At 66.7% G+C, this 23,403-nt stretch carries 24 protein-coding genes and 1 pseudogene; 7 read left to right on the top strand and 18 right to left on the bottom strand.

The features are described from left to right. Window positions 1–21: 21 nt before the first annotated feature. From N8A90_RS08610 to N8A90_RS08580, 7 genes are all read right to left on the bottom strand, one after another. Window positions 22–288 carry a VirB3 family type IV secretion system protein gene (locus tag N8A90_RS08610; RefSeq protein WP_262074422.1) on the bottom strand — a complete coding sequence of 89 codons (267 nt, stop codon included), beginning with the start codon at window positions 286–288 and terminating at the stop codon, window positions 22–24. Window positions 289–305: 17 nt separating this feature from the next. Then, the gene (locus N8A90_RS08605) at window positions 306–689 is read right to left on the bottom strand and encodes a TrbC/VirB2 family protein (protein WP_262074314.1); all 384 of its coding nucleotides are present in this window, start codon (window positions 687–689) and stop codon (window positions 306–308) included. Beyond that, on the bottom strand, window positions 686–1,708 hold the full coding sequence (gene trbB, locus N8A90_RS08600; RefSeq protein WP_262074420.1) for a P-type conjugative transfer ATPase TrbB: 1,023 nt from the start codon (window positions 1,706–1,708) through the stop codon (window positions 686–688). The genes N8A90_RS08605 and trbB overlap by 4 nt, the downstream gene beginning before the upstream one ends. A gap of 29 nt (window positions 1,709–1,737) precedes the next feature. Further along, on the bottom strand, window positions 1,738–2,208 hold the full coding sequence (locus tag N8A90_RS08595; protein ID WP_262074313.1) for a CopG family transcriptional regulator: 471 nt from the start codon (window positions 2,206–2,208) through the stop codon (window positions 1,738–1,740). After that, the gene (locus N8A90_RS08590) at window positions 2,205–4,208 is read right to left on the bottom strand and encodes a conjugal transfer protein TraG (RefSeq protein ID WP_262074312.1); all 2,004 of its coding nucleotides are present in this window, start codon (window positions 4,206–4,208) and stop codon (window positions 2,205–2,207) included. The genes N8A90_RS08595 and N8A90_RS08590 overlap by 4 nt, the downstream gene beginning before the upstream one ends. Before the next feature lie 186 nt (window positions 4,209–4,394). Further along, entirely contained in the window at window positions 4,395–5,306 is a 912-nt protein-coding gene (locus tag N8A90_RS08585; protein ID WP_262074311.1) for a LysR substrate-binding domain-containing protein, read from the bottom strand. Window positions 5,307–5,628: 322 nt separating this feature from the next. Continuing rightward, window positions 5,629–6,177, bottom strand: a complete 549-nt coding sequence (locus N8A90_RS08580) for a helix-turn-helix domain-containing protein (protein WP_262074418.1) — start codon at window positions 6,175–6,177, stop codon at window positions 5,629–5,631. A 187-nt stretch (window positions 6,178–6,364) separates the two neighbouring features. Between N8A90_RS08580 and N8A90_RS08575 the strand changes: the two genes are divergently transcribed. Further along, window positions 6,365–6,733: a helix-turn-helix domain-containing protein gene (locus tag N8A90_RS08575; RefSeq protein WP_262074310.1), complete on the top strand. Its 369-nt coding sequence runs from the start codon at window positions 6,365–6,367 to the stop codon at window positions 6,731–6,733. Window positions 6,734–6,978: 245 nt separating this feature from the next. Here N8A90_RS08575 and N8A90_RS08570 read toward each other — a convergent pair whose 3' ends face one another. From N8A90_RS08570 to N8A90_RS08550, 5 genes are read right to left on the bottom strand one after another with little or no spacing between them, the layout of a single operon-like run. After that, the gene (locus tag N8A90_RS08570; RefSeq protein ID WP_262074309.1) at window positions 6,979–7,509 is read right to left on the bottom strand and encodes a DUF6527 family protein; all 531 of its coding nucleotides are present in this window, start codon (window positions 7,507–7,509) and stop codon (window positions 6,979–6,981) included. Then, on the bottom strand, window positions 7,506–9,020 hold the full coding sequence (locus tag N8A90_RS08565; protein ID WP_262074308.1) for an aminoglycoside phosphotransferase family protein: 1,515 nt from the start codon (window positions 9,018–9,020) through the stop codon (window positions 7,506–7,508). The genes N8A90_RS08570 and N8A90_RS08565 overlap by 4 nt, the downstream gene beginning before the upstream one ends. Next, a complete protein-coding gene (locus tag N8A90_RS08560) occupies window positions 9,017–10,345 on the bottom strand; it encodes a HesA/MoeB/ThiF family protein (RefSeq protein ID WP_262074307.1) in 1,329 nt (442 codons plus the stop codon). The genes N8A90_RS08565 and N8A90_RS08560 overlap by 4 nt, the downstream gene beginning before the upstream one ends. Beyond that, window positions 10,342–10,725: an E2/UBC family protein gene (locus tag N8A90_RS08555; protein WP_262074306.1), complete on the bottom strand. Its 384-nt coding sequence runs from the start codon at window positions 10,723–10,725 to the stop codon at window positions 10,342–10,344. Before N8A90_RS08555 ends, N8A90_RS08560 begins: the two co-directional genes overlap by 4 nt. A 5-nt stretch (window positions 10,726–10,730) precedes the next feature. Next, a complete protein-coding gene (locus tag N8A90_RS08550; RefSeq protein ID WP_262074305.1) occupies window positions 10,731–10,991 on the bottom strand; it encodes a multiubiquitin domain-containing protein in 261 nt (86 codons plus the stop codon). Window positions 10,992–11,337: 346 nt separating this feature from the next. Between N8A90_RS08550 and N8A90_RS08545 the strand changes: the two genes are divergently transcribed. The 5 genes and pseudogenes from N8A90_RS08545 (at window position 11,338) to N8A90_RS08525 (ending at window position 14,921) form a co-directional block, all read left to right on the top strand. After that, on the top strand, window positions 11,338–11,916 hold the full coding sequence (locus tag N8A90_RS08545; RefSeq protein WP_262074304.1) for a hypothetical protein: 579 nt from the start codon (window positions 11,338–11,340) through the stop codon (window positions 11,914–11,916). Then, window positions 11,913–12,317 carry a hypothetical protein gene (locus N8A90_RS08540; protein WP_262074303.1) on the top strand — a complete coding sequence of 135 codons (405 nt, stop codon included), beginning with the start codon at window positions 11,913–11,915 and terminating at the stop codon, window positions 12,315–12,317. The genes N8A90_RS08545 and N8A90_RS08540 overlap by 4 nt, the downstream gene beginning before the upstream one ends. Window positions 12,318–12,323: 6 nt before the next feature. Further along, entirely contained in the window at window positions 12,324–13,115 is a 792-nt protein-coding gene (locus N8A90_RS08535; protein ID WP_262074302.1) for an ImmA/IrrE family metallo-endopeptidase, read from the top strand. A 471-nt stretch (window positions 13,116–13,586) separates the two neighbouring features. Then, a pseudogene (locus N8A90_RS08530) lies at window positions 13,587–14,069 on the top strand (GreA/GreB family elongation factor). 186 nt (window positions 14,070–14,255) lie between these two features. Further along, window positions 14,256–14,921, top strand: a complete 666-nt coding sequence (locus N8A90_RS08525) for a tRNA-uridine aminocarboxypropyltransferase (protein WP_262074301.1) — start codon at window positions 14,256–14,258, stop codon at window positions 14,919–14,921. Here the strand turns inward: N8A90_RS08525 and N8A90_RS08520 are convergent. From N8A90_RS08520 to N8A90_RS08495, 6 genes are read right to left on the bottom strand one after another with little or no spacing between them, the layout of a single operon-like run. Continuing rightward, entirely contained in the window at window positions 14,914–15,921 is a 1,008-nt protein-coding gene (locus tag N8A90_RS08520) for an NAD(P)H-dependent flavin oxidoreductase (protein ID WP_262074300.1), read from the bottom strand. The two genes, N8A90_RS08525 and N8A90_RS08520, sit on opposite strands and share 8 nt — an antisense overlap. Continuing rightward, window positions 15,918–16,934: an NAD(P)H-dependent flavin oxidoreductase gene (locus N8A90_RS08515; RefSeq protein WP_262074299.1), complete on the bottom strand. Its 1,017-nt coding sequence runs from the start codon at window positions 16,932–16,934 to the stop codon at window positions 15,918–15,920. Before N8A90_RS08515 ends, N8A90_RS08520 begins: the two co-directional genes overlap by 4 nt. Continuing rightward, window positions 16,931–18,055: a CaiB/BaiF CoA transferase family protein gene (locus N8A90_RS08510; protein WP_262074297.1), complete on the bottom strand. Its 1,125-nt coding sequence runs from the start codon at window positions 18,053–18,055 to the stop codon at window positions 16,931–16,933. The genes N8A90_RS08515 and N8A90_RS08510 overlap by 4 nt, the downstream gene beginning before the upstream one ends. Beyond that, window positions 18,052–20,187: an acetate--CoA ligase family protein gene (locus tag N8A90_RS08505; protein WP_262074296.1), complete on the bottom strand. Its 2,136-nt coding sequence runs from the start codon at window positions 20,185–20,187 to the stop codon at window positions 18,052–18,054. Before N8A90_RS08505 ends, N8A90_RS08510 begins: the two co-directional genes overlap by 4 nt. Window positions 20,188–20,203: 16 nt before the next feature. Continuing rightward, the gene (locus N8A90_RS08500) at window positions 20,204–21,355 is read right to left on the bottom strand and encodes an acyl-CoA dehydrogenase family protein (RefSeq protein ID WP_262074295.1); all 1,152 of its coding nucleotides are present in this window, start codon (window positions 21,353–21,355) and stop codon (window positions 20,204–20,206) included. A gap of 58 nt (window positions 21,356–21,413) precedes the next feature. Further along, entirely contained in the window at window positions 21,414–22,178 is a 765-nt protein-coding gene (locus tag N8A90_RS08495) for an IclR family transcriptional regulator (RefSeq protein WP_262074294.1), read from the bottom strand. A 195-nt stretch (window positions 22,179–22,373) separates the two neighbouring features. Between N8A90_RS08495 and N8A90_RS08490 the strand changes: the two genes are divergently transcribed. After that, window positions 22,374–23,360: a Bug family tripartite tricarboxylate transporter substrate binding protein gene (locus N8A90_RS08490; protein ID WP_262074293.1), complete on the top strand. Its 987-nt coding sequence runs from the start codon at window positions 22,374–22,376 to the stop codon at window positions 23,358–23,360. Window positions 23,361–23,403 lie beyond the last annotated feature (43 nt).

Below are 23,403 nucleotides of genomic sequence, written 5' to 3'. Positions count from 1 at the left end.
GCGAGTGCTCCGCCTTCGGCCTCACACGTCCAGCAAGGCGCGGTGCTTGATGTGCCGCGCGAAGACCTGCATGAACTGCGGGTCCGTGCGCGCACCCCAGACGGCCAACGCGTGCCCGACGATCCACAGGGCAAGACCCGGCAGCCAGAGCTGCAGGCCCAGCCCGACCGCGGCGGCCAGGGTGCCATTGGCGATCGCCACCGTGCGCGGTGCGCCGCCCATGAGGATCGGCTCGGTGAGCGACCGGTGCAGGGGCACCTCGAACCCCGGTGGTCCCGAGGTCGGCATCTCGGTGGCGGCCATGCTCATGCCAGCACCGCGCCGCCGGAGAAGCTGAAGAAGGTCAGGAAGAAGCTGGAGGCCGCGAAGGCGATCGACAGCCCGAAGACGATCTGGATGAGCTTCCGGAAGCCGCCCGAGGTGTCGCCGAAGGCCAGTGCAAGCCCCGTGGCGATGATGACGATCACCGCAACGATGCGCGCGACAGGCCCCTGGATCGAATCGAGGATCGACTGCAGCGGCGCCTCCCACGGCATGCTGGAGCCGGCCGCGTGCGCGGGCAGCGCCACCATCCACAGCGCGAGCGGCAGCGCTCCAACGGCAGCCGTCCGAAGCAGCGGCCTGACGGAAAGGCGTGGAAGGTGCGGAACGCGTGAAAGACGCGAAAAGGCAGGCGTGGATGACGTCATGACGGTTCTCCGGTGGTGGACGAGGGTGAGGAAGTCGAAGCAGTCGAGGAGGTCGACGGGGATACCGACCCCGGCGAGGTGTCGAGCCGGTAGCCGTTGTTGTCGAACCCGATGACACGCGCGATCTCGCGCACGCGGCGCGCGCGGCCCCGGCCGGCGATGAAGACGACGACATTGACGGTCTCGGCGATGAGGGCGCGCGGGACGGTGACGCTCACCTCCTGCACGAGCTGTTCGAGCCGCGTGAGCGCACCGGCGGCCGAGCCGGCATGCACAGTGGCGATGCCGCCCGGATGCCCTGTCCCCCAGGCCTTGAGGAGGTCCAGGGCTTCCGCGCCGCGCACTTCGCCGACGATGATCCGGTCCGGCCGCAGGCGCAGGGTGGCGCGCACCAGATCGGCCAGGGTGCTGACGCCCGGCTCGGTGCGCATGCCCACGTGATCGTCGCTGCGGCACTGCAGCTCCACGGTGTCCTCGAGGACGAGCACGCGGTCGCGCGTCTCGGCAATCTCGTCGAGCAAGGCGTTGGCCAGCGTCGTCTTGCCGGTGCTGGTGCCGCCTGCGACCACGATGTTCAGCCGGTCGCGCACCGCCGTGCGAAGGAAGGCCGCCTGCGCGGCGGTCAGCACGCCGTCGTCCACATAGTGCGCGAGCGTCATGATGCGCAGCGCTCGCTTGCGGATCGCGAACGACGGCGCACGCACCACCGGGGGCAGCACACCGAGGAAGCGCTCGCCGGTCTCGGGCAGCTCGGCCGACAGGATGGGGGCGCCCGGGTGCACTTCGGCTCGTACGTGCGCTGCCACCAACCGGATGATTCGTTCCGCCACGGGCGATGGCAGCGTCGTGCCGGTCGGCGTGCGACCGCTCCCCAGGCGGTCCAGCCATAGCGAGCCATCGGGATTGAGCAGCACCTCGATGACCTCCGGATCGTCGAGCGCTGCCGCGATCTCGGGTCCCATCGCCGAGCGCAACATGCGGCTGCGCCGGGCGGCCGATTCACCGCCACCCTCCCCCATGCCATCGGCCTGCACGCCATCGCTGCGCCTCATGCTGTTTCTCCTTCACTGAATGTGGATGGGTCACCCGCTGCGGCATGCGCGGTCGAGGCGTCCGCCTCGCTCTCCGCATGGATGTCCCGCACCAGGCTGCGCCCGCGCTGGATGTGCCGGGCGAGCTGTTGGATGAACTGGGCGTAGCGCGCGCGTCCCTGCGCGCGCATCGCGTCCTGCTGGTGCTCGGGCACCGGTAGGGCCACCGTCAGGTAATGCCGCAGGTACAGGGCGAAGGTCTCGATCAGCACGCCCTGGTCGCGCTCCAGCCGCTCGAACTGGCGCGAGAGCCGGTCCAGGCGCTTGCCCAGCGCCACCTGGCGCTGATCCTCGCCGTCCGGCGAGAGGAAGGCCGCCAGCGCCGCCGCAATCACCGCGGACTTCGAGACGCCCCGGTGCGCAGCGACCTGGTCCAGCCGCTTGGCGTGCGCCGGTTCGATGAAGATGTTCAGGCGCGCGCGGGTCATAGCGCGATCCCGTCGTCGGGGTCGAGCGCGGCCAGGCGCGCGTTCCGGGCGAGCTGCCGGTCCACGTCCTGCGGGCGCAGCGGCACATCGTCCTCGTCGTCCAGCACCAGCAGGCCGTCGTCCTCGGGAAGCGGCGCGAGGTCCTGCACCACTTCGAGCTCGGGCTTGAGTTGGTGACCGCCCTCGTCGGCAAAGCCACCGGACGCCCCGGCGCCAGTCGATTCGGGCGCTGCGAGCGGCACCAGACCGCTCCAGTCGTCCGACCGCGCCGCAGGCCGATCCGCGTACACGCCCGACGCCAGCGCCGGCGGCGGAAGCACCCGCACCATGAAATTCCGGTCCTGGTGGTAGCGCAGCTTCTTCGCCTTGATCGGTGGGTGGCCCGAGACCATCACCACCGCGTCGTCCGGCGGCAGCTGCATCACCTCACCCGGCGTGAGCAGCGGCCGTGCGGTCTCCTGCCGCGACACCATCAGATGGCCGAGCCAGGGCGCCAGTCGGTGTCCGGCGTAGTTGCGCTGCGCGCGCAGCTCGGTGCCGGTGCCCAGCGCCTCCGAGATGCGCTTGGCGGTGCGCTCGTCGTTGGTGGCAAAGGCGATGCGCACGTGGCAGTTGTCCAGGATCGAATGGTTCTGGCCGTAGGCCTTGTCGATCTGATTCAGTGACTGGGCGATGAGGAAAGCGCGCAGGCCGTAGCCCGCCATGAAGGCCAGCGCGGACTCGAAGAAGTCCAACCGGCCCAGCGCCGGGAACTCGTCGAGCATCAGGAGCAGCTTGTGCCTGCGCGCAATGCCGTCCGAGCCGTCCAGCGATTCGGTCAGGCGCCGGCCGATCTGATTGAGGATCAGCCGGATCAGCGGCTTGGTGCGGCTGATGTCCGAGGGCGGCACGACCAGGTACAGCGACACCGGGTGCTCGGCCGAGATCAGGTCGGCGATGCGCCAGTCGCAGCGCGACGTCACTTCGGCCACCGTGGGGTCACGGTACAGCCCCAGGAAGCTCATGGCGGTCGACAGCACCCCGGAGCGCTCGTTGTCGCTCTTATTGAGCACCTCGCGCGCCGCGGAGGCCACGACGGGATGGACGCCGTCACCGAGGTGCCGGGTCGTCATCATCCGGCGCAGCGTCACCTCGAAGGGCCAGGCCGGGTCGGACAGGAAGTTCGCGACGCCACGCAGCGTCTTGTCGCTGCAGGCGTAGAGCACGTGGAGGATCACGCCGACCAGCAACGCGTGGCTGGTCTTCTCCCAATGGTTGCGACGCTCCAGCGCACCCTCGGGGTCGACCAGGATGTCCGCGATGTTCTGCACGTCTCGCACCTCGTGCATGCCGCGGCGCACCTCGAGCAGCGGGTTGTACGCTGCCGACTTCCTGTCGGTCGGATTGAACAGCAGGCAATGGCTGAAGCGCGCGCGCCAGCCCGCCGTGAGCTGCCAGTTCTCGCCCTTGATGTCATGGATGACCGCGGAGCCGGTCCACGACAGCAGCGTCGGGATCACCAGGCCGACGCCCTTGCCCGAGCGGGTCGGCGCGAAGACCATCACATGCTCCGGCCCCTCGTGACGGAGGTACAGCGGCGGCTTACCGCCCAGCTTGCCCAGGAACACCCCTGCCACCCGGGTCAGTCCCGCCTGCTGGATCTCCTGCGCCTCGGCCCAGCGCGCGGAGCCGTAGGTCGTCACGCGTCTGGCCAGCCGCGAACGCCAGACCGCCATGCCGATCGCGACCCCGGTGGCCAGCATCCCACCCGACGCGGCGATCACGCCGCCGCGCTGAAAGACCGCCGGCGCATAGGCATCGTAGAAGTACCACCACTCGAACAGCTTCCAGGGCTCGTAGACCGGCAGGTCGAACACATCGAACCAGGTGGGCCCAAGCCGTGCCTGGTGGCCCAGTGCATGGGCCGTCCACTGCGTGCCCGCCCACAGGCCACCGAGGGCCACGCTGGGCACCACCAGTAGCTGCCCGAACAGAATGCCGGTCGCTCCTCTCGTCGGCATGAGCCAGCTCCTTTGCGTCGTGAGATCCAGTGCGCTGGCCGCAGCGGCAGCGCTTGCCCCAAGTCTGGAATCGGGCCCGCGAACGACACACCCATGGGAGCGTGGCCAGGCGTACGCCAGCGAGTTCGCCGGCTGAGGGGTGCCGCCAAGCCGAATGGCCGACGGTCGTCCCTCCCCTGCCCCCGGTCAGTTCTGAACGGTGTGCTCGCCGACCTGCACCGTCTTGGCGTGGTCGATGAAGTCCTGCAGCGTGTCGGGCAGCCCACCGCGGCGCTGCTTGTAGGCCACGTAGGTGACGATGTGCTCCTGCTGTGCCAGGGGCACGACCGCGATGTCCGTGCGACCGAGGGTCTCGATGTGGCCGCTGTCGGCCAGCCCGACCCCGATGCGTGCAGCCACCCGGGTGACGTAGCCGGCAAGCGTGTGGGCCTCCCCCGCGAGCGTGGGCTGCAGGGTGTAACGCTGCACGATGCTGCGCATCTGCTGCCAGAGACCGGGATGCCGCTGCGGGTCGCAGGACACCAAGGCGTAGTTCAGCAGTTCGTCGATCGGCACGCTGGGCAAGCCCGCGAGCGCATGCGCGGCCGGGAGGATCGCCTGCACCGGGTAGTCCCAGACGGGCTCCTGGGCGAGCGTCTCGTCGTCGGGCAGCCCGAAGGTGAAGCCTGCATCGAGCTCCTCGCGCCGCAGCGCTGCGGCGAGTTCCGTCGCGCGCAACTCGACCAGGTCCAGCGGAATCGCTGGATCACGTTGCGACCAGGTGGCGAAGCATTCGGACAACCGGCGCTGCGCGATCCCGTCGGCCACGCCGATGCGCAGCGGCGCATGAAAGCAGGCATCGGTAGACCGTAGGGTGTTTTCCAGAAGGTGCACCCGGCCCAGAACCGCGCGGGCCTCCTCGACCAAGCAGGCTCCGGCGGGCGTCAACAGCAGTCGGCGCGGCGTTCGCACGAAGAGCGAAACGCCCAGGCGTTCCTCCAGATCGCGCACGGTGCGCGCAAGCGGCGTCGGATCGATATGGACGCGCTCTGCGGCGCGTGTGAAGTTCAGCTCCTCCGCAACCGCGGTGAAGTAACGCAAGTGCCGAAGTTCGATCATGGGCGGCTCCCGGACTGTGCTTCCGTGTGATGCGCTGCGGCCGGTGAACTGCGCAGCGCGGCCATGGTGCAGACGGCCCCGCGCTCCGGCGGGCTTCGCGGCAACGCGGTCGAACGACCGTCTGCATGCGTGCAAGCCTAGCGGCGCTCATCCAGAAATTGAGCTGCCCGTTCTGGTAGTTGACGCCGCCCGTCAAGGCGGCAAGCACTGAGCTAGCGAGGATCGAAAGGGCTAGCGCCGGGAGGAAACGCCCGACTCATCGGCCAAGCCAGTGCCAGTCGGCACCCCCGCCCGCGGAACAAAGAAGGGAGCGCGGTGCGCCTTAGTCCCGCATCGTGAACACAACCGACAGGTAGCTCACGGGCCCCTCTTCGATGGCCTCGATCCCGTGCAGCGCCGTCGCGTCGAACTGCAGGGAGTCTCCCGGCGCCAGCTTCACCACCCTGCCCCCGTACCGGTACGAGACCCTCCCCGTCACCAGGTGCAGGAACTTGATGCCTGGATGCTGGAAGGTGACGTAGGGCTCCGCCTCCGGCAGCAAGGTGACCAGGTACGGCTCGACGAACAGGTTGCCCGACAGCTGGTGACCCAGGAGTTCGTAGCGGTAGCCGGCGACCGCGCCCACGCGGTCGACCCGGATGCCCTTCCCGGCCGGCACGAACGAGAAGTCCGTTCGGCTGGTCTGGTCGCTGAAGAAGCGGGAAACGGGCACGCCCAGGCCATTGGCGATGCGGTCTAGGGTTTCGACGGAAGGAGACACAAGACCGCGCTCGATGCGGGACAGCATGGAACGGGAGACGCCGGAGCTGGCTGCCAGTTCACCGCCGGATGCACCGGCAGCAATGCGCAAGGCGCGAACCTGATGCCCGATGCGGTGGGCAGGGTCACTGCGGAACGGCTCCGCCGATGCAGGAATGCGAGGGCGCAGCACCGATGCCGGCAGCCTAAAGGGCCGGGCCGTGGGAAAGGGAGACACCGAAGAGGAACTCATGGCAGCACCGTCTATGCAGTGTATACGCCGTCGATTCTAGCGCTGCAAAGCGAGATTGTTCGGGTTCATGCCCGCGATTCCTGTCCAGCAACGAAAGCCACGCCCTGCGCCACGCAGGGAGGCAATTTCGGTCGCGCTTGGCAAGCGCATTAAGACGCTCAGGATTGCGGCCGACAGATCCCAGGCAGAACTGGCTTTCGACTGCGAACTCGATCGCACATATATCTCGTTGGTCGAGCGAGGGTTGGCAAATCCATCGTTGTGGACCTTAGGTACGCTGGCGTATGCGCTCAATACGAACGTCGCAGAGCTTCTTCAAGGCAACACAAACATCGTGAAGCCCTCAATGGGAGCATCGGATCGAAAGCGGCGCGTAAACCAAGCTTCGCATGAGGCAAAACGTCCAGCTGGCAGTCGACGCTCGCAATTGCGGTAGCAGGGGGAATTGGGCTATCTCTTTGAAGAGCAGCCGGGCCTGAGTTGCAACGGTTCTGCCTTGAAGGAGCAGGCTAGTAAAGGCCGAACGCTCGCTACAGACTGGGTGCGGTCGGTCAGGTTTGGCGTCGCGAAAGACCGCGCACGCCGACACCAGACACTGGTGGACGTGCGCGGCGAACCGCCGTAATTGGCCGGAAGCAACCGGTCATTGCCGCTGGAGTGCCACAGTATCGGCAGGAGGACTCACCGCGCAGTCGGCAAGGGATGTACTCGCCGAAAGCGGTGCTGATCGTCGCCGTTGCCACGCTGTACCAGTCCACGCGCATGCAGGCGTTGGCATGCCGACAATACTGCCCACGGAACGGCTGACAGCTGATCGGCAACCGCAGAATAGGACTGCCAATTCTTCGAGAGCGTAGACAGAACACGCTGCTCGAAATCCTCTGTCGTGGCCAGAAATGGTTCGTCCCAATCGCACCAGTAGATGCGGGAGCGCCAGACTATGAAATGGCTCTTGCAACTGGTGTTGCGCCAAACGGAAGGGTAGAGGCTCAAGGCTTGTTCTTCCACATACACGCGCCACGCGGGGCCGGCACGCCGGTCTACGTTAATCGTCAGCGTCTCGCCGCAGCCATCGGGGCATCGCAATACAAGCGAGCGGTCCACGCCGCGGCGCACCAGAACCGCCTGTCCTGGCGCCAGCAGGCGCGCCTCGGCCTCATGACGGTGTTCAACCAGGCCGCGAAAATCCAAGCTCTTGGCGCGCTGCTTCATGCTGCCTCACGATACTCATGCGAGAGCGCCTGCACGCCCTCGAGCAGTTGGCACCCCAGAATCCAGGCCCACGTGCGCCTCACCTCGTCGGCCTGCGGCGCTTCGGCGTCCGGCTCGAACATGGCGCGGCGCAGCAGGTACAGCGCCAGTGTGATGGCGTAGTCGATGGGCGGACTGCTGGCCGAGGCGACTTGTCGCGTATGAAGGACCCCCTGGCGCAACCAGGCGAGCGGCGCGGCCGGATCGGAGGCTGGCGGAGCCAGCACGTGCCGTATGCTGAACAGGTCGCGCACGGTTGCTAGCCATTCGCCCTCGTCGACCGCGTGATGGGCCGGCGGCCGCTGGAACGCGATCCAGACCTCCATGCACGCCGGGTCCGCGCTGGGGGGGCCTAGCGTGACGCGCGCCAAGTCGATCATGATGGCATCGTCGCCGCGCACGCGCACGTTGTCAGCGTGCATGTCACCGTGCACGGGCGCCTTCCGCCAGGTGCGGGTGGGCAGGTTCAGGAACGCTTCCCAGACGGCCTGCGGCTCGCGCACGACGCCGAGTTGAGCCGCCGCGCGCAAATAGCGTTTGCGCACGTTCTGGTACGCGAAGACCCCGCACAGGGCCGGCGCAATGGACCCGGTTTCGGTCTGCAGGGCAGCCGCAGGATCACGCCATCCCGCCAAGGTGTCCTTGAACAGGCTGGTGATGGCCCCCCCGGCCCGGCCTTGCAGGATCAGCGTCCACAGCGGCTCGGACTTGGTGACGAAGCTGCCGACCAGAATCCCAAGTTCGGTACCCACCAGACAACGGGCAGATTGCAGGTTCGGCCGCAGATTCCACGCGATGTGGCTGTCGGCGTAGCGCTCGTAGCAGTCCCGCTCCGTCACGATGCGCGCTGCCGCGTCCAGCTTGGCGAAGAAGGGCAACGGGTGCGGGCCGGCCATCGAATTCGACAGCGTGGCCTGCACCAGCACCGTCAGCGCCGACCGGCCGCCGGCCAGCGTGCTCAGCGTCACTGACACGCAATCGGCAAAAGCCCGCTGTAGCAGGAAGCCCTGTGGCTCGGTCAGCACCAAGTCGTCGGTCTTGTGGATTTGCAAAGCACGGTTGATCGCGTGCCCCGGGTCGTGCCGGGCAAAGATTTCCGCCACTTCGGGAGCGGAGGGGCGGACGCGGTACTGCACACGGTCGCGCGCCGGTCCCTTGGGCAGGTGTCTCTCGAGCTGCTGCTGCACGAAGCCGTGCGCCAGGCTGTCGGCCAGCATGATGACCACGTACAGGCCGTGATTCAGGGCCTGCACAACGCAGTCGAGCACTGCGGTGACGGCAGACACCTTCGGTGGCATCGCACAGAGCACGAGGCCGCGTGCATGCACGAGGTCGAGCCCGTCGCGCTGGAAGTTGTCCAGTGGCACTTCGCACAGGGTCAGGCCGCGGTTCGCATGCTCGATCTGATGCTCCGGCTGAGGCGATGCACCCAGCCACAGGACCTTGCTGCGTTGGGATTGACGGAACATCATGAGCGTACCGGCAGCGACCAGCTGCGGCCTCGTGCCAAGGCGCCTTCCTCAGAGCACACGATGCAATGCGGGCGCGGCGACAGCCGCTGCGGGCGCACCGAGCCGCGCACGCCGTCGTAGTGCAGCAGGCGCGCCTCGCCCGGGTAGGACGTGATGGCGGAGAGGAACATGGCCACCGCCGCAGACGTGACGACCCCGTTAAGCGGCATCACGGCCGGCTGCGGAATGGAAGCATTCTCGAAGTACGGATCAGCCCGGCGTTGGGCCGGGCTCATCATCTCCCAGCGCACCTGCTGGCCATCGATTCCGTCGGCACAGACCAGACAGCCCAGCCCGGGCGCCAGCATCTGCACGCGCCCGGTCACGGAAGCCAACCGGCCAGCCTCGACGTGGATGGACACGCCCATGTCAATCATTGGGATCAGGTACTGATAGGCCAACTGGTTGAGGACAGCGCGACTGGCCATCGAGTCCGTGCAACCAAAGATGAAGTCGACATCCGTGAGCCGTTCGGCCAACACTGCGTCCGTTACATCGCCGACCACGGGGTCGCACGTGGCCCGCGGGTTGATAGCTGAGATCGAGCGCGCGGCGACCGCCACCTTGGGAAGGCCGACATCTCCGGTCGTCGCGCCCTGCAGGCGATTCAGATTGCTCGTATCGACCTCGTCGTGGTCGATCAGCATCAGGCGGCCGACGCCCAAATGGGCCAGCTGCTGCGCGACGATTGAGCCGGTGCCGCCGAGGCCGGCGATCGCGACCGACAGGCGTTCCAGCACGGCCTGTCCTTCAGGTCCGAAGGCGCGCACTTGCCGGTCATAGCGGCCATCGACCACGCCGCTGGTGCTCTGCACGTAGTCGCGCACGCTCGGCCCCACCGCGAAAGGCGCAGCCGCAGGACCGCAGCCGAGTTCACGCATGTGCACATGCGCATGGGTCACCACCGCCGCGAAGTGGTCGCCCTCGGGCAGGCGCGCCCGAAAGTAGCAGGCCAAGGACCCTTCGCCCGCATCGTCCGCCGCCGAGAAGCCCTCCAGCGGCTGCAGACCCGGGTGCGTGTGCAGCAGGGCGACACCGGCACCCGCTGCCCGCGCGCGGTTAGCGATCTCGAGCATGAACTCCGGCTTCAGCGAGGCCTGCACGGCGCTGCGTTCCAGATAGGCGTCATCCGGCGCCACGGCCAAGCCTTGCACCGTGAAGCGCGGCGCGCCGGCCAACGAGTGCGCTGCATGCACGAAACCCGTGGCGCAGGTCTCAACGGGCAGCGTACCGGCCAAGGCGTGCAACGTCGACAGCGTGTCCGCGGGGATGGCGACACGCTTCATACGGGCTGCGCCAAGCGCTGACGGATCACCGAGAACCACGTCATCAGGTCATCGCGAGCGGCGTTCCACACCTGCAGATGCCACGAGAACCACAGCGCGGGCTCGCCAGGCAGGTGTGGGATGGGAGTGGCCAACCCCGCGTTCTGGGGCACGGCGCCTGAGCTCAGGCGCAAGTCTGCATCGGTCCAGAAGCAATCCGGCTGCGCGAACGGGTAGCCCTGCGGCGCGACGAGGTGGACAGTCGTCTGTTGCTTGTTCCAGCCTGCCGGCAGGGTGACCTGCGGGATGGAAACCAATCGGCTGCCATCGGGCAGCTGACGCACCTGAATGCCCGGCTCGCGCGCGTGCAGTCGGTCGAGGTGAATGTCGATCGGCCCCATGCGCATCACCCGAAGTTGGCCGGCGGCACCAGGGTGAAGCGGCGGGGCCCGCCGCGGTGCTCGTCCAGGCTGACCGTCTCGTCATCGGCGATGATGACATCGGGATCGTTGCCGTGGCCTTCCAGCGACAGCTTGGTGCCCGGCGGCACGCCGGCCACATAGGCCTTGATCTGCGCGCCGGTCAGCGCCGGCTGGTCGGTCTCGAACTTGTCGTGGCCCACAAAGAATTTGTAGGTCTTGGGTTTGTCGTCATGCTTCTGGTTCATGTGCAGCCTTTCTGAGTAGTGCATCTCGGGTTCCGCGAAGGAAATCCGCGCCCGTACCTCTAAATGCTCCAGTCGGCGCCGCTTCGTGACATCACCGGCGAGAAAAGTCGGTCAACCATGCGCAGCACCCCCTTCCTGAGTAGAAATGCTCCAACTTGCCTGGATTCCGACGAGCCCGAGCCCGGCCCACATCGACCGCAGGCGATCCCTCGATTGGTGGACGCACGGGGGCGGGCTTGCCCTATGCTCGACGGTGACGACCAGCCGAAATCGGGAATCATTTCGGCGCGATGTCCGAGGAAAGCGACGGAGGGAGCAATTGGTTGTAACCGGGAAGAAGGACGTGATGGACGCGGACGATCAATGGACAGCCGACGAGTTCCAGGCCTGGATCGACGGCAACATGTCCAGCAACGCCGACCTGAAGCGGTGGATCCTGTGGGCTGCTCGCCTGCTCAAGGGACTACCGGTCGAACCGCAGGATCTGCTGCGCGAGGCGGTGATGCGCATTTTGGCCGGCGACCGGAAGCTGAGTCGCACGGTGCCGATCGACGTAAATGTCTTCGGCACTATGCGCAGCATCGCGTCGAGCTGGCACAAGCGGCGCAAGCGCAAGCCTGAGATCAGTCTGGAAGAGCTGGTTAAGTCCGACGAAGGTGATGCGCAGGATCCGTTGGAGTTATTGGTGGTGCCTGAGGGCGCCGAAGCGGTCAGCCCCGAACAGGAGCTGGCTTTCAAGCAGGAAATGAATGCAATATTGGAATTGTTTTCCGACCGGGAAGAAGCGCAGCTCGTCATCATTGGGCGCGCGGAGGGCCTCAAGGGCGCTGCGCTGGCCGAGGCGGCGGGGGTGGATGGCGGCGAGCTCGCCTCTGTGCTGCGGCTCATCGCGCGCCGGATGGCGGGCTATAGGAGAGACGCATGACAAAGCCTGATGCAAGGAAGCAGCTCTCCAGCGTCTGGCAGCTCGCGCTCGAGGACCTTATGGCAATGAGCGAGAGTGAGATCGACGCGGAACTCAAGGAACTGGGCTTGGACCCGGCCATAGTTGCACAGAAGGGCAAGAAGGCCGTCGACGATGGCTTCGCCCAGTCTCGAGCTCTGCGACGTGCACGACTCCGCGAGAAGATGACGTCGGCGCATGCCCGCACGACGACGCCACGTGATTCAACTGTGACGGTGGACCTCGCACGTCAGCGCCTCGCACAGATGCAGGCTGCCAACGATGCGCGGTTGACCCTTGCCGCGCGGAATCGAGACCCAAAGAATATGACCGACGAAGAGGTCTTAGACTTGTTCTGGCAGATCGAGGAATTGAAACGGTAGGTCCACATGCGGCGACCCGAAGAGTTACTGGAGCGTTGCTATGTCGACAGCCCCGACGACATCGATCTAGAGGTGATCGCCTTCGAGGCAGGCTTGGAGGTGCGCGATCGGGCCCTGACGGGCTGCGAGGCTAGCCTTGTTGGATACGGCGATAAGGGAATCGTGACAGTGACCACGGGCGTGTCCCCGGAGCGGCGCCGGTTTTCGATTGCACACGAGATCGGGCATTGGGAACAGCATCGGGGGCAAAGTTTTTCCTGCCGCATTGAAGAACGAGCCCTAGACAAGGCTGCAAAGAGCAAGGAACGGGAGGCTGATGACTATGCCTCTACGCTGATGATGCCCACCGGCTTGTTCAAGGAAGCCATCCAAATGAACAAGGGCAGCGTCTCGCTGTCGCTGGTGAGCAAGTTGGCAGCGACGTTCCGGTCCAGCTTTCCGGCCGCCGCAATACGTTACGTGGAGCTATCCGGCGAGCCCGTTGTGCTAGTTTTCACAGGCGTCGGCAATGCGCGCCGGTGGACTTCACGCTCGCGGCGTGTGCCCGAGCACCTTTGGATCAAAACAGGCATCGACGGTGACAGTTTCGCTAGCGATCTGGTGCATGCGACCGAACTCACGAAGCGCCAGGGAAAGATGCCCGCGGAGGCGTGGTTTGACTCGGTGAGCGAAGACCGCAACTTGCAAGAGCACTCGATCCGATTCGCAGAGGGCATTTACACCCTGCTGCACCTGACTGACGAAGAACTACTCGAAGAGCGCATGTCGGCCAAGCGCGCGTGGCGGAATCGTGAGTAGTTGCGCAGAGTTTTTTTCGCCGCGAACATCGACAGTGTTTGCGCCACTAACGAAACGTGCGTGGATCGCGCGCAGCGCAATGCGGTAACGTAGCTGAATTCGGCTAGCTATTGAAAACGCACTTCCCGGTAGTCAGACTCCCTGGTACCACGGCTGGTTCCGACCGCTTACTGTAGTTCGCTCTCTGCAGGTCAGCGTGGCTCAATGACCGCAATGGGGCCGAGACCGTGAACTCGGGGTTGATCGACAAGTGACTCCGACCGCTGCACTGCGGACTGCCGCCGGCCGACTCCTCCAGACGTTGCGGTCAATCGGCGCGGCCCGCTGAATGTCTGCTGCGCGCCGCATCGTGCCACAGATGACCTGGCGGCACCCTGAGGTTGACCTGCAGGCAACAGAGGCGTCGAAGGCTGGTGGAGCCCTACATAATCGGCACTGTCCCCTACTTGTTCGAGATGCCTACCTTTCGTCATGGATAAATTCTTGCTGCAACAGCAGGTGCTGGAACGGCTCGCTGAAGACCTGCTTTAAGTCGAAAAAGCGGTGCGGGCGGCCCATGAAACGGCGACCCACGAAGAAAACATCGCCGAAAACAAGTACGACACATTGGGGCTCGAAGCCGCCTACCTGGCCACCGGGCAAGCTCGGCGCGCCGAGGCTATCCGCCAAGCAATGGCAAACTGGCGCCAATTCCGTCCGCGTCCCTACGACGCCAGCAAAGGTATACAACTCGGCGCGCTGGTCTGCCTCGTCGATTCCCATGACAAGCAGCAGCAGCTCTTTCTCGGCCCGGACGGGGGCAGCATGAAGTTGCTCAGCGGCGCTCAGCTCATTCAGGTCATCAGCAGCGAAGCACCTTTCGGCAGGGCCATGCTGGGTAAATGCGAGGGTGATGAGCTTTCGATACAGGTCGCTCCTATACGACAGCGTTTCGAGGTTCTGCGGGTTCATTGAGCCGCAAGCAGTTCATGCCGATTGGCCGAGGTCAGCAGACGTGCAGGCGTCGTGAGCGTACCGGTTGGCTGGCAAGGGCCCGAAGCGTCTTCCGACTTTGTCCAAAGCTGCCGGTCGTCGCGCCAAAGCTGAGAGACATCCCTGTCCGCGCACTGTCCAGCCAGGCGCGCTAAGTAAAAACCAGCCATGTCCACCACCGCTTTAGTCGCACGCCCCCAGTGCACCGCGTGCCTGAGGCCGGTCAGCGCCTGCATTTGCCGCTGGGTCGCGCCCACCGCCCACGCGGTGGAGGTACTAGTGCTGCAGCACCCACTGGAGCTACACCAGGCCAAAGGCAGTGCTCGCCTGCTGCAGCTGAGCTTGGCGCACTGCCGCTTGGTGGTGGGTGAGGCATTTGCCGCGCCGGTCTGGCCTGTGGACGGCAAGCACACGCTGCTGCTGTACCCGGACAGTCAGCAAGATACCGCCCCAGACCTGCGGGTCCCACCCCCGCTACCGCCCGAGTGGCGGCAAGCCCAGTCGCGCCTGCGTCTGGTCGTGCTGGACGGCACCTGGCGCAAAAGCCGAAAGATGCTCTACCAAAGCCCGCCACTGCAACAGTTGCCCCGCTTGGCCCTGCGCAACCTGCCGCCTTCGCACTACCGTATCCGCAAAGCCCATGGGCCTGACCAACTGTCCACGCTGGAGGCGACCTGCTACGCCTTGGGCCAACTGGAAGGCGATGCGGCGCGGTTCCAGCCCTTGTTGGATGCCTTCGACGCGTTTGTAGAGTACTTGGAGCAGGCTGGCGGGCAGCGGAATGCGCAAACTGACAAGTCATTCCCTCGACCAAGGGTTACCGGGTTCATTTAAGTGAACAGCCAAATGGCTGGCTTTGGCGGCAGATGAGATTTGTCGCCTTCGCTGAGAGGGAGAACTCGGCCTCAATCTCCCCCACAATCTCTGCCACGGTGCGCGTACCAGCCACGCCGGATACGGAATGTCCGGCGCTCCACAGATCGGCCCAGCGCTGAATGGTCGCGCCTTCGGAACCGCCTCCGAATCGACGGCGAGCCTCCTGGACGCTCACGCCTTCATCCAAAGCGTCGGGGTCCAGCCCGCAGCGGATCACCGCAGGCCGCAGGAAATTGGCCGGCAGGCCGGTGAAGGCACGGGTGGTCATCACATCGTCGAGTGAACTCGTGGCGAGCATCTGCTTGTAGGGCTCGGAAGCCAGGCTCTCCGCGCTCGCGATGAAGCGGGTGCCCATGGAGCCCAGGTCGCAGCCGAGGACCGTCGCCGCGCGCAACGCCACGCCGTCGGAGAGCCCACCAGCCAGCACCAGCGGACCGTCGAAGAAACCGCGCACCTCGCGCACGAACGCCAAGGGATTGGCCCAGCCCGTGTGGCCGCCCGCGCCCGCGGTCAGCAGCACCAGGCCATCGGCACCGGCTTCGATGGCACGCCGTGCATGATGCATCGAGGCCACGTCCGCCAGCACGATGCAGCCGCCGTCGTGCAGCGCGGGAATCACTGCGGCCGGCGAACCCACGCTGGTGATCACCACTTCGGCGCGGTGGCGCACGATCAGCTCGACCTCGGCCCGCACCCGTGCCGGATCGCGCCGCATGATGAGGTTGGGGCACCACGGCGCGTGGGGCCGGCCGTCGGCTCTGCCGGCGTCAGCTTCCTCGACCAGGCGCTGCATCCAGGCATCGAAGGTCTCGAGCGATTCGGCGTTCGCGGTTGGGAACGCGCCGACCACACCGGCACGGCAGGCCGCCGAGACCAGCTCGATGCCCGAGACGCGCAGCATGGGGGCGGCGATCACCGGCACGGCCAGGCGGTCGAGAAAAGGAAGGCGTGACGTCATGGCGATTCCGATGTGAGTTGGGGACGGAGCAGGGACGGAACACGCGCCAGCGCGGACTGGGCCTGCGCCAGCAGGTCCGCCACGATGTCGGCCAGCGGCTCGATGCGCTGTGCAAAAGCGATCGACGGCCCCAGCGACACCATGCCGCGTTGCCAGTCGCCCTGCGCATAACAGTGGTCGCGTGTCACGCGGCCATCGATGAGGCCGCCGAAGGCCGTATGGTCGTTCGCGCCCGCGCGCTCGATCTCGCCGACCTCGCGCGCCGTGTCGTTGGCGAGCACGCGCCAGGTGTTGCCCAGCGTGTGCAGAAGCCGGACGGTCGCGTGCTCGTCGCAGCCCAGCAGGTGCTGCTTGTAGGCGTCGTGCGTGGCGATCTCCTCGGCCACGAGGAAACGCGTGCCGATGAGCACGCCTTCGAGCCCCTGGGCCAGCACGGCCGCGAGCTGCCGTCCATGGCCGATGCCGCCGGCGAGCACCACCGGCACGCGCAGCTGCTCGGCCGCGAGCGCGCCGAGCAGCATCGTCGGCAGTTCGTTGGCACCCGGATGACCGCCCTCTTCCATGCCGACCACGGCCACCGCGTCCGCGCCCGCGCGCTCCGCCGCAAGCGCATGCCGAAGTCCGGGCGCCTTGTGGACCACCACGGCGCCGGCCGCATGCAGCGTGCCGATCAGTTCGCCGGGCGCGTAGCCGGCTGTCTCGAAGTGTCGAACACCGTGCGCGAGCGCGATGTCCATCCAGCGCCGTACGGCCGAGTTGGCTTCGGGGCGCTTGGACAGCGTGAGGTTCACGCCGAAGGCACGGCCCCCGGTGAGTTCGCTGCATTGCGCCAGCGCGGCCGCGAAGGCCTCGTCGCCCTCGAAGGAGCGCGGCGTGATGAACCCCATGCAGCCGGCATTGACCAGCGCTGCGACATAGCGGGCGTCGGACAGCCACATGAGCCCACCGCCCAGGATCGGGTGGTCGATCCCGAGCAGTTCGGTGATGCGGGTGCCAAAGACCGGTGCTGTCATGTCTGCTCAGCGCGCGCACTGTCGAGTGGCGGCGCGGCACCCGGGCCCTCGGCTGCGACGCCGGCCATCGGCACTGGGTAGCGCGCCAGCGCCAGCGGTGCATCGCCATCGAACTTGCCCCTTTGGGCAAACTGCGGCAGCGCCGTCAGCGCCGCGGGTTCGACCACGGGCGCGACGGGCACGTCGTGCTGCTGCAGCAACGCGAAGGCCGCCTCGGCGTCCATCGCACCGAGCGCCTGCGCGATACGCGCATTGATGGCCAGCGCCGCCTTCTTGCGCGCGCCGTGCGATCGGTAGGCCTCGCCGCCGTAGGGCGAGAGGTCGATCGCCTCGCACAGTCGAGACCAGAAGTGGTCTTCCAGCGCGGCGACCGACACATGCCGGCCGTCCCGGCACAGGAAGGCGCCGTAGGCAGCTTTCACCAACGTGGCCTCGCGCTGCGCTTCCAGGCTATCGTCTCCCGAGGACCGCCAGGTGCCCAGACGGGGATTCATCCAGTGGAGCGCGCAGTCGGCCAGTGCCACGTCCAGATGCTGGCCCTGCCCGGTGTGTTGGCGCTGCAGCAGCGCCGCCAGCGTGGACGACAGCGCGTACATGGCGCCGCACAGGTCTGCCACCGGCAGGCCGAAGCTCTGGGCCGGACCGTCGCCGGGCACACCCGAGACAGCCAGCACGCCGGCCGCCGCGAGATAGTTGATGTCGTGGCCCGGCAGGTCAGCCCAGGGGCCCTCCTGCCCATAGCCGCTGAGGGACACGTACACCAGCCTCGGGAACTCGGCACGCAGGCTGGCCGCGTCGAGCCCAAGCCGTGCCATCACACCGGGCCTGTACGACTCCACCACCACGTCGGCGTCGGCGATCAGCGCACGCACCTGGGCGCGCTGCGCTTCGTCCTTCAGGTCGACCAGCAGGCTTTGCTTGCCGCGGTTGACCGCCTCGAAGACGCCCGGCCCCATCCGCCGCACGTTGTCGCCGTGCGGCGGGCGTTCGATCTTGATCACGCGCGCGCCGAGCTCGGCCAGGTTCTGGGTGAAGAAAGGCCCGGGCAGCAGCTCGCTGAAGTCGATGACCACGATGCCGGCCAAGGGCGACCGCACGGGGGTTTCGGTAGCGGGCGTCATGCCGGCACGCGCTCGATGATCACCGCGTCGAGCGGCAGCGCGCCCTCGCCGGTCGCGCCCACCCACACCGGGTTCAGGTCCATCTCCTCGATGCGATCGGCGCGGGCGACCACGAAGTCGGACACGCGGACCAGCAGAGCCTCCAGCGCGGCCAGGTCGGCCTTGGGCCGTCCTCGCGCCCCGTCGAGCAGCGCGAAGCTGCGGATCTCGCGCACCATCGCCGCGGCATCGCGTGCGCCAATGGGCAGCATGCGCCGTGTCACGTCGCGCAGCACCTCGACGTAGATGCCCCCCAGGCCGAAGGTCATGACGTGTCCGAACACCGGGTCGCGTGTAACGCCCACCATCAATTCCGTGCCGCCGCGCGGCGCCATTTTCTCGATGAGCAGGCCGTCGACCGCTGCCTCGGGCTGGTGTCTGGCTGCCGCGGCCATGATGTCGCGCCAAGCCTCACGCACCTGGGCTGCATCCTGCAGACCGACCTTCACACCGCCGATGTCGGACTTGTGCACGATCTGCGCGCTCGCAACCTTCGCCACCACCGGGTAGCCCATGCCATCGGCCAGTGCACAAGCCTGGTCGACCGACGTCCCGAGCCCCTGCGGCAGCAGTGAAATGCCTGCGTCCTTCAGCTGCGCCTTCGCCTGCGACTCCGACAGGCTGCGCGTCAAGAAGTCGCCCGCGGGCGCGATGGTCGGCAGCACGATGGCCGCGCCGGGGTTCGGTGGGTTGGCGCGCCGCCAGCGCCCGTACGCCACCCAGCGCTCGATCGCAGCGATGGCCTTGTTCACCGAACGCGGCGGCGCAAAGCCCGCGGCCACCAGTTTCTGGTAGCCCTCGCCGAGCCGGTCGCTCATCCAGATCGGAACGATGGGCGAAGCGCTGTCCTTCTGCGCATTGATGATGTTGTCTGCCATGCGCGTCGTGGTTTCGCCGTAGTCGAGCGCGATCGGCACAATCGTCAGGCCGGTGTGCGGATCGTTCGCGACGCAGCCCAGCGTGGTCTCGATCACGGTCTTGTCGCTCAGCACCATCGCGGTGGTGTCGACCGGGTTGCCGATCGCCGCATAGTCGGGGAGCTTGGCACGCAGCACCGCGGTGGTGGCCGGCGCGAAGGTGGCCAGCGTCAACCCGGCGGCACCCACGGCATCGGCCGTCAGGGCGGCGGTTCCGCCCGAGGAGCAATAAATGCCCAGCGCCTCCTGCTCGCCCGGCATCGCGCGCGCGAACAGCCAGGCGGTGTCGACCAGTTCGTCGATGTCGTCCACCTCGATCACGCCGAACTGCCGGAACACCGCACTGTTGACCTCCGCCGACCCGGTGAGCGACGCGGTGTGCGACTGCGCCGCCTTGCGCCCGTACTCAGAGCGACCGACCTTCAGGCCGATCACCGGCTTGCCGTTGGCCGCACAGCGCTGGACCGCGGTGGCGAACTTCGCGCCGTCCTTGATGCCTTCGAGCAGCGTGACCACCACCTTGATGTCGGGTGCGTCGGCCATGTAGTGGATGAAGTCGGCCACCTGCAGGTCGACCTCGTTGCCGGTCGAGGCCCACAGGCCGATGCCGATGCCGCGTTCCATCGCCTGCATCACGTTGCGGCCCAGGCCACCGCCCTGCGTGGCCAGACCGATCGGGCCCTTGGTCAGGTCGTGGGGAAAAGAAGGCGAGAAGGTCAGCCCGAGGCGGTGGTTGACGTTGGTCAGCCCGGGGCAGTTCGGGCCGTACAGGCGCAGGTTGCCGCGCTCGGCAATCTCCTTCATGCGCAGCTGCTCGCGCTCGCCCTCCTCGCCGGCCTCGCCGAAGCCGGAACTCAGGATCACCGCGAAGCCCACGCCGCGTGCGACGCATTCCTCGATCACCGCCAGCACGCCACTGGCGGGCACGGCCACCACCGCCACGTCGGGCGTGGCCGGCAGCGCAGCCACGCTGGGCCAGCACTGGCGGCCGCGGATCTCGGCCTTGGTGGGATTGACGAGGTAGACCTCGCCGTCGAATTCGGAATGCCGCACCAGATTGGTCATGGTGCGCTCGCCGATGCTTCCTTCTCGCTCGGAAGCGCCGACCAGCGCGATGGAACGCGGCCGGATCAGGCGCGCTATGTCGACGGGGCCTTTGTCTTGGCGGGAATGCATGCCGTGCTCCTCCCGCTCAGGCGATGGCCGACATGCCAAGGATCTCGCGCCCGACGATCAGCGTCTGGACCTCCGTCGTGCCCTCGGGGATGGTGCCGCCGCGGGTGTCGCGGAAGATCCGCTCGATCGGGTAGTCGGTGGAATAGCCGAGGCCGCCGTGCACCTGCAGCGCCATGCTAGCGACCTCGTGCGCTGCCTCGGTGGCGTAGAGCTTGGCGATCGAGCAGGCCATGCGCGCGTCGCTCTGGTTCGCATCGAGCGCCGAGGCGGCGCGCAGCGCCAGCGCACGGGCGGCTTCGACGCGCACCGTCATGTCGACGATCAGTTTCTGCACCAACTGGAAGCTGCCGATCGGCTTGCCAAACTGGGTGCGCGTGCGCGCATAGTCGATCGAGAGCTCGAGCGCCGAGCGCGCGGCACCCACCGCGCCCATCGCGATGTTCACCCGCGCGGCATCCAGGCCCACGAGCATGCGCTTGAGCGCACTGCCCTCCTCACCCAGCAGGTTCTCGCGCGGCACCTTCACGTTGTCGAAGCTCAGTTCGGCCGTGCCAGTGCTGCGAAGGACCATCGTGTCAACGCGCCTCGACTCGAAGGGCGAGACCTCGCGCTCCACGAGGAAGGTCGACAGCTGCCCCTGGCAGTCGGGACTGAAGGTGCGCGCCACCACGATGCCGAAATCGGCGAAGGCGCCGTTGGTGATCCACAGCTTGCGCCCGTTGAGCACATAGTGATCGCCCTGCAGGTCGGCGCGGGTCTGGACCTGCGCGATGTTCGAGCCGGTGCCCGGCTCGCTGATGGCAGTGAAAACACTCCGGTCGCTGGCCAGCAGCGGCTTGAGAAAGCGCTCCTTCTGCGCTGCGGTGCCCTCAGTGGCGAGCTTGTGGATCGGCCCGTTGGTGATGTTGAGCATGGTGCGCAGCGACAGCCAGGTGTAGCCCGCCTCTTCCATCAGCATGGCCCAGGTGAGCTGGTCCAAACCCATGCCACCCTCGGCCTCGGACAGACGACCGCCGATGTAGCCGAACTGCGCCAGTTCCTTCATGAGCTCGAAGGGAAAGGTCTTCTCCACATCGTGCTTCGCCACCAGGGGCGCCACCTCGGTTTTCATGAAGCGCCGGATGCTGTCGCGCAGTAGTTCTTGGTCGGCGTCGGGGGTGAAATTCATCGAGATGTCTCCTGTGAAGCGTTGGAAGGAAAAGACGCACGCCATGCGCCCGGCGCGTCTATGAAGCGCCAGGCTCCTTGGCGTTGCGGGGACGAAAGACCAGCGCCTGCACTTCCTGCAGGGCGGCCAGGAAGGGTTCGCGCTGCTGGCGCAGGCGGTCGGTGGGACCGGCGACAGAGAGCGCGATCGGCTCGCCGCCCACGTAGCCGGCAACGGCCAGGGCTGCAAGCCCGTCGCCGCCTTCGTTCTCGACCCAGATCCAGCCCTGCGCACGCGCCTGGGCGACTTGGGCCTCGAGCGCGGCGAGATCGGTGATGGTGCCTTCGGCAAGCTGGCGCAGCGGCTTGAGCCGAAGCTGACGCGCTGCCTCCTCGGGCGTGCCTAGGGCGAGGACTGCCTTGCCGAGCGCCGAGACGTGCAGACTGAGCTTGTCGCCTGGGTTCTGCATGTACCGCAACGGGTGGCGGCCCTCGGTAAAGGCCAGGACCTTCACCACACCACTCTCCACGCGGCCGACCAGGCCGGTCTCGCCGGTCTTGTCGCGCAGCAACTCGGCGGCCTCGGAGGCCACGGCATAGAGCGGGTCGCTGGCCGAGATCTCCTTGGCCACCGCCAGCAGCCGGGCGGTCGGATAGAAGCGCCGGCTGCGCGCGGTGCGCAGCAGATAGCCGAGTTCATGCAGCGTGTGCAACAGGTCCGAACAACTGCTTTCGGGCAGGTCCATCAGTCGCGCGAGGTCGGAGTTGGAGAGCTCGCGCTTTTCGCGAGCGAACAGCTCCAGCAACGCCATGGTGCGCGATGCGGCAGGGACTAGGGTGGGCATATTTCCTCCGGTATTTCGTAGAGATCCACGAATATTAGCGAAGGGACGTTCGAGGGGCTTCATTCTTGAGAAAGGACTTTCCGCTTTTTGACGCGTTCTCGCATCGCTGAATCTCCTCTTGTTTTCTACGGCCTGTCGAAGTATATTGCGACCACTCGTAGATAAACGAGACCTACAACGAACCGGAGACAAGCCATGCAGAACTTCTGGAAGCGCGCGTTCGCGGGGCTGGCAGCCACCGCCACGCTGCTCGGCGGCCCCGTCCGAGCGGCCAACGACACCTGGCCGACCAAACCCATCACCTTTGTCGTGCCGTTCACGCCCGGTGGCATCACGGACAACACCTCACGCCTGCTGGCCAAGATCCTTGGCGACAAGCTGGGTCAGCCGGTGATGGTCGACAACCGACCCGGCGCCGGGGGCTCGATCGGCGTGGAGGCGGCATCGCGCCAGCCGCCCGACGGCTACACCATGATCTACGGCACCCAGGGCACGCAGGCTGCCAATCTGGCGCTCTACAAGAACATTCGCTACGACCCCGTGAAGGACTTCGTGCCGGTGCACGCGATGTCCGAGACACCGCTGATCCTGGTGATCAATCCGAACCGGCCCTTCAAGACCGTGCCCGAGCTGATCGCCTACGCCAAGGCGAACCCCGGAAAACTCAACTTCGGCTCGGCCGGCGCGGGCACCGGCACGCACCTGACGGCGGAGCTGTTCCAGGTGGCCACCGGCACGAAGATGACGCACGTGCCCTACAAGGGCAGCAGCCCAGCGCTCACCGACCTGATGTCGGGCAACCTCGACCTCATGTTCGACTACCCGGTGGTCGTCATGCCCTTCGTGCAGGCAGGCAAGCTCAAGCCACTCGCGATGACTGGCAAGACGCGCCTGTCGGTCGCGCCCGAGGTGCCGACCATGGGTGAGCTCGGCTTCCCACGCGCCGAGTCGTCTGCCTGGAGCGCGGTGTTCATGCCCGCCAAGACCCCGCCGGAGATCGCGAAGAAGCTTGGCGACGCGATCGCCCAGGCCATCGTCGATCCCGAGATGCTGCAGGTCACCGAGAAGTTCGGCAGCGTGCCGATGAAGGACCTGCGCGACGCCCGGCTCGGCGAGTTCGTGAAGACCGAGATCGTGCGCTGGCGAGACGTCGTCCAGCAGTCCGGCGCCAAGCTCGAATGACCTCTCCCACCCTTCCCTGATACGTCTCCCGCATCTCCAAACC

The sequence above is a fragment of the Variovorax sp. N23 genome (genome assembly GCF_025486315.1).
Taxonomy (GTDB): domain Bacteria; phylum Pseudomonadota; class Gammaproteobacteria; order Burkholderiales; family Burkholderiaceae_C; genus Variovorax.
Note: the sequence above shows the minus strand (reverse complement) of the source record. Positions and strands in the feature narration are given on the sequence as shown.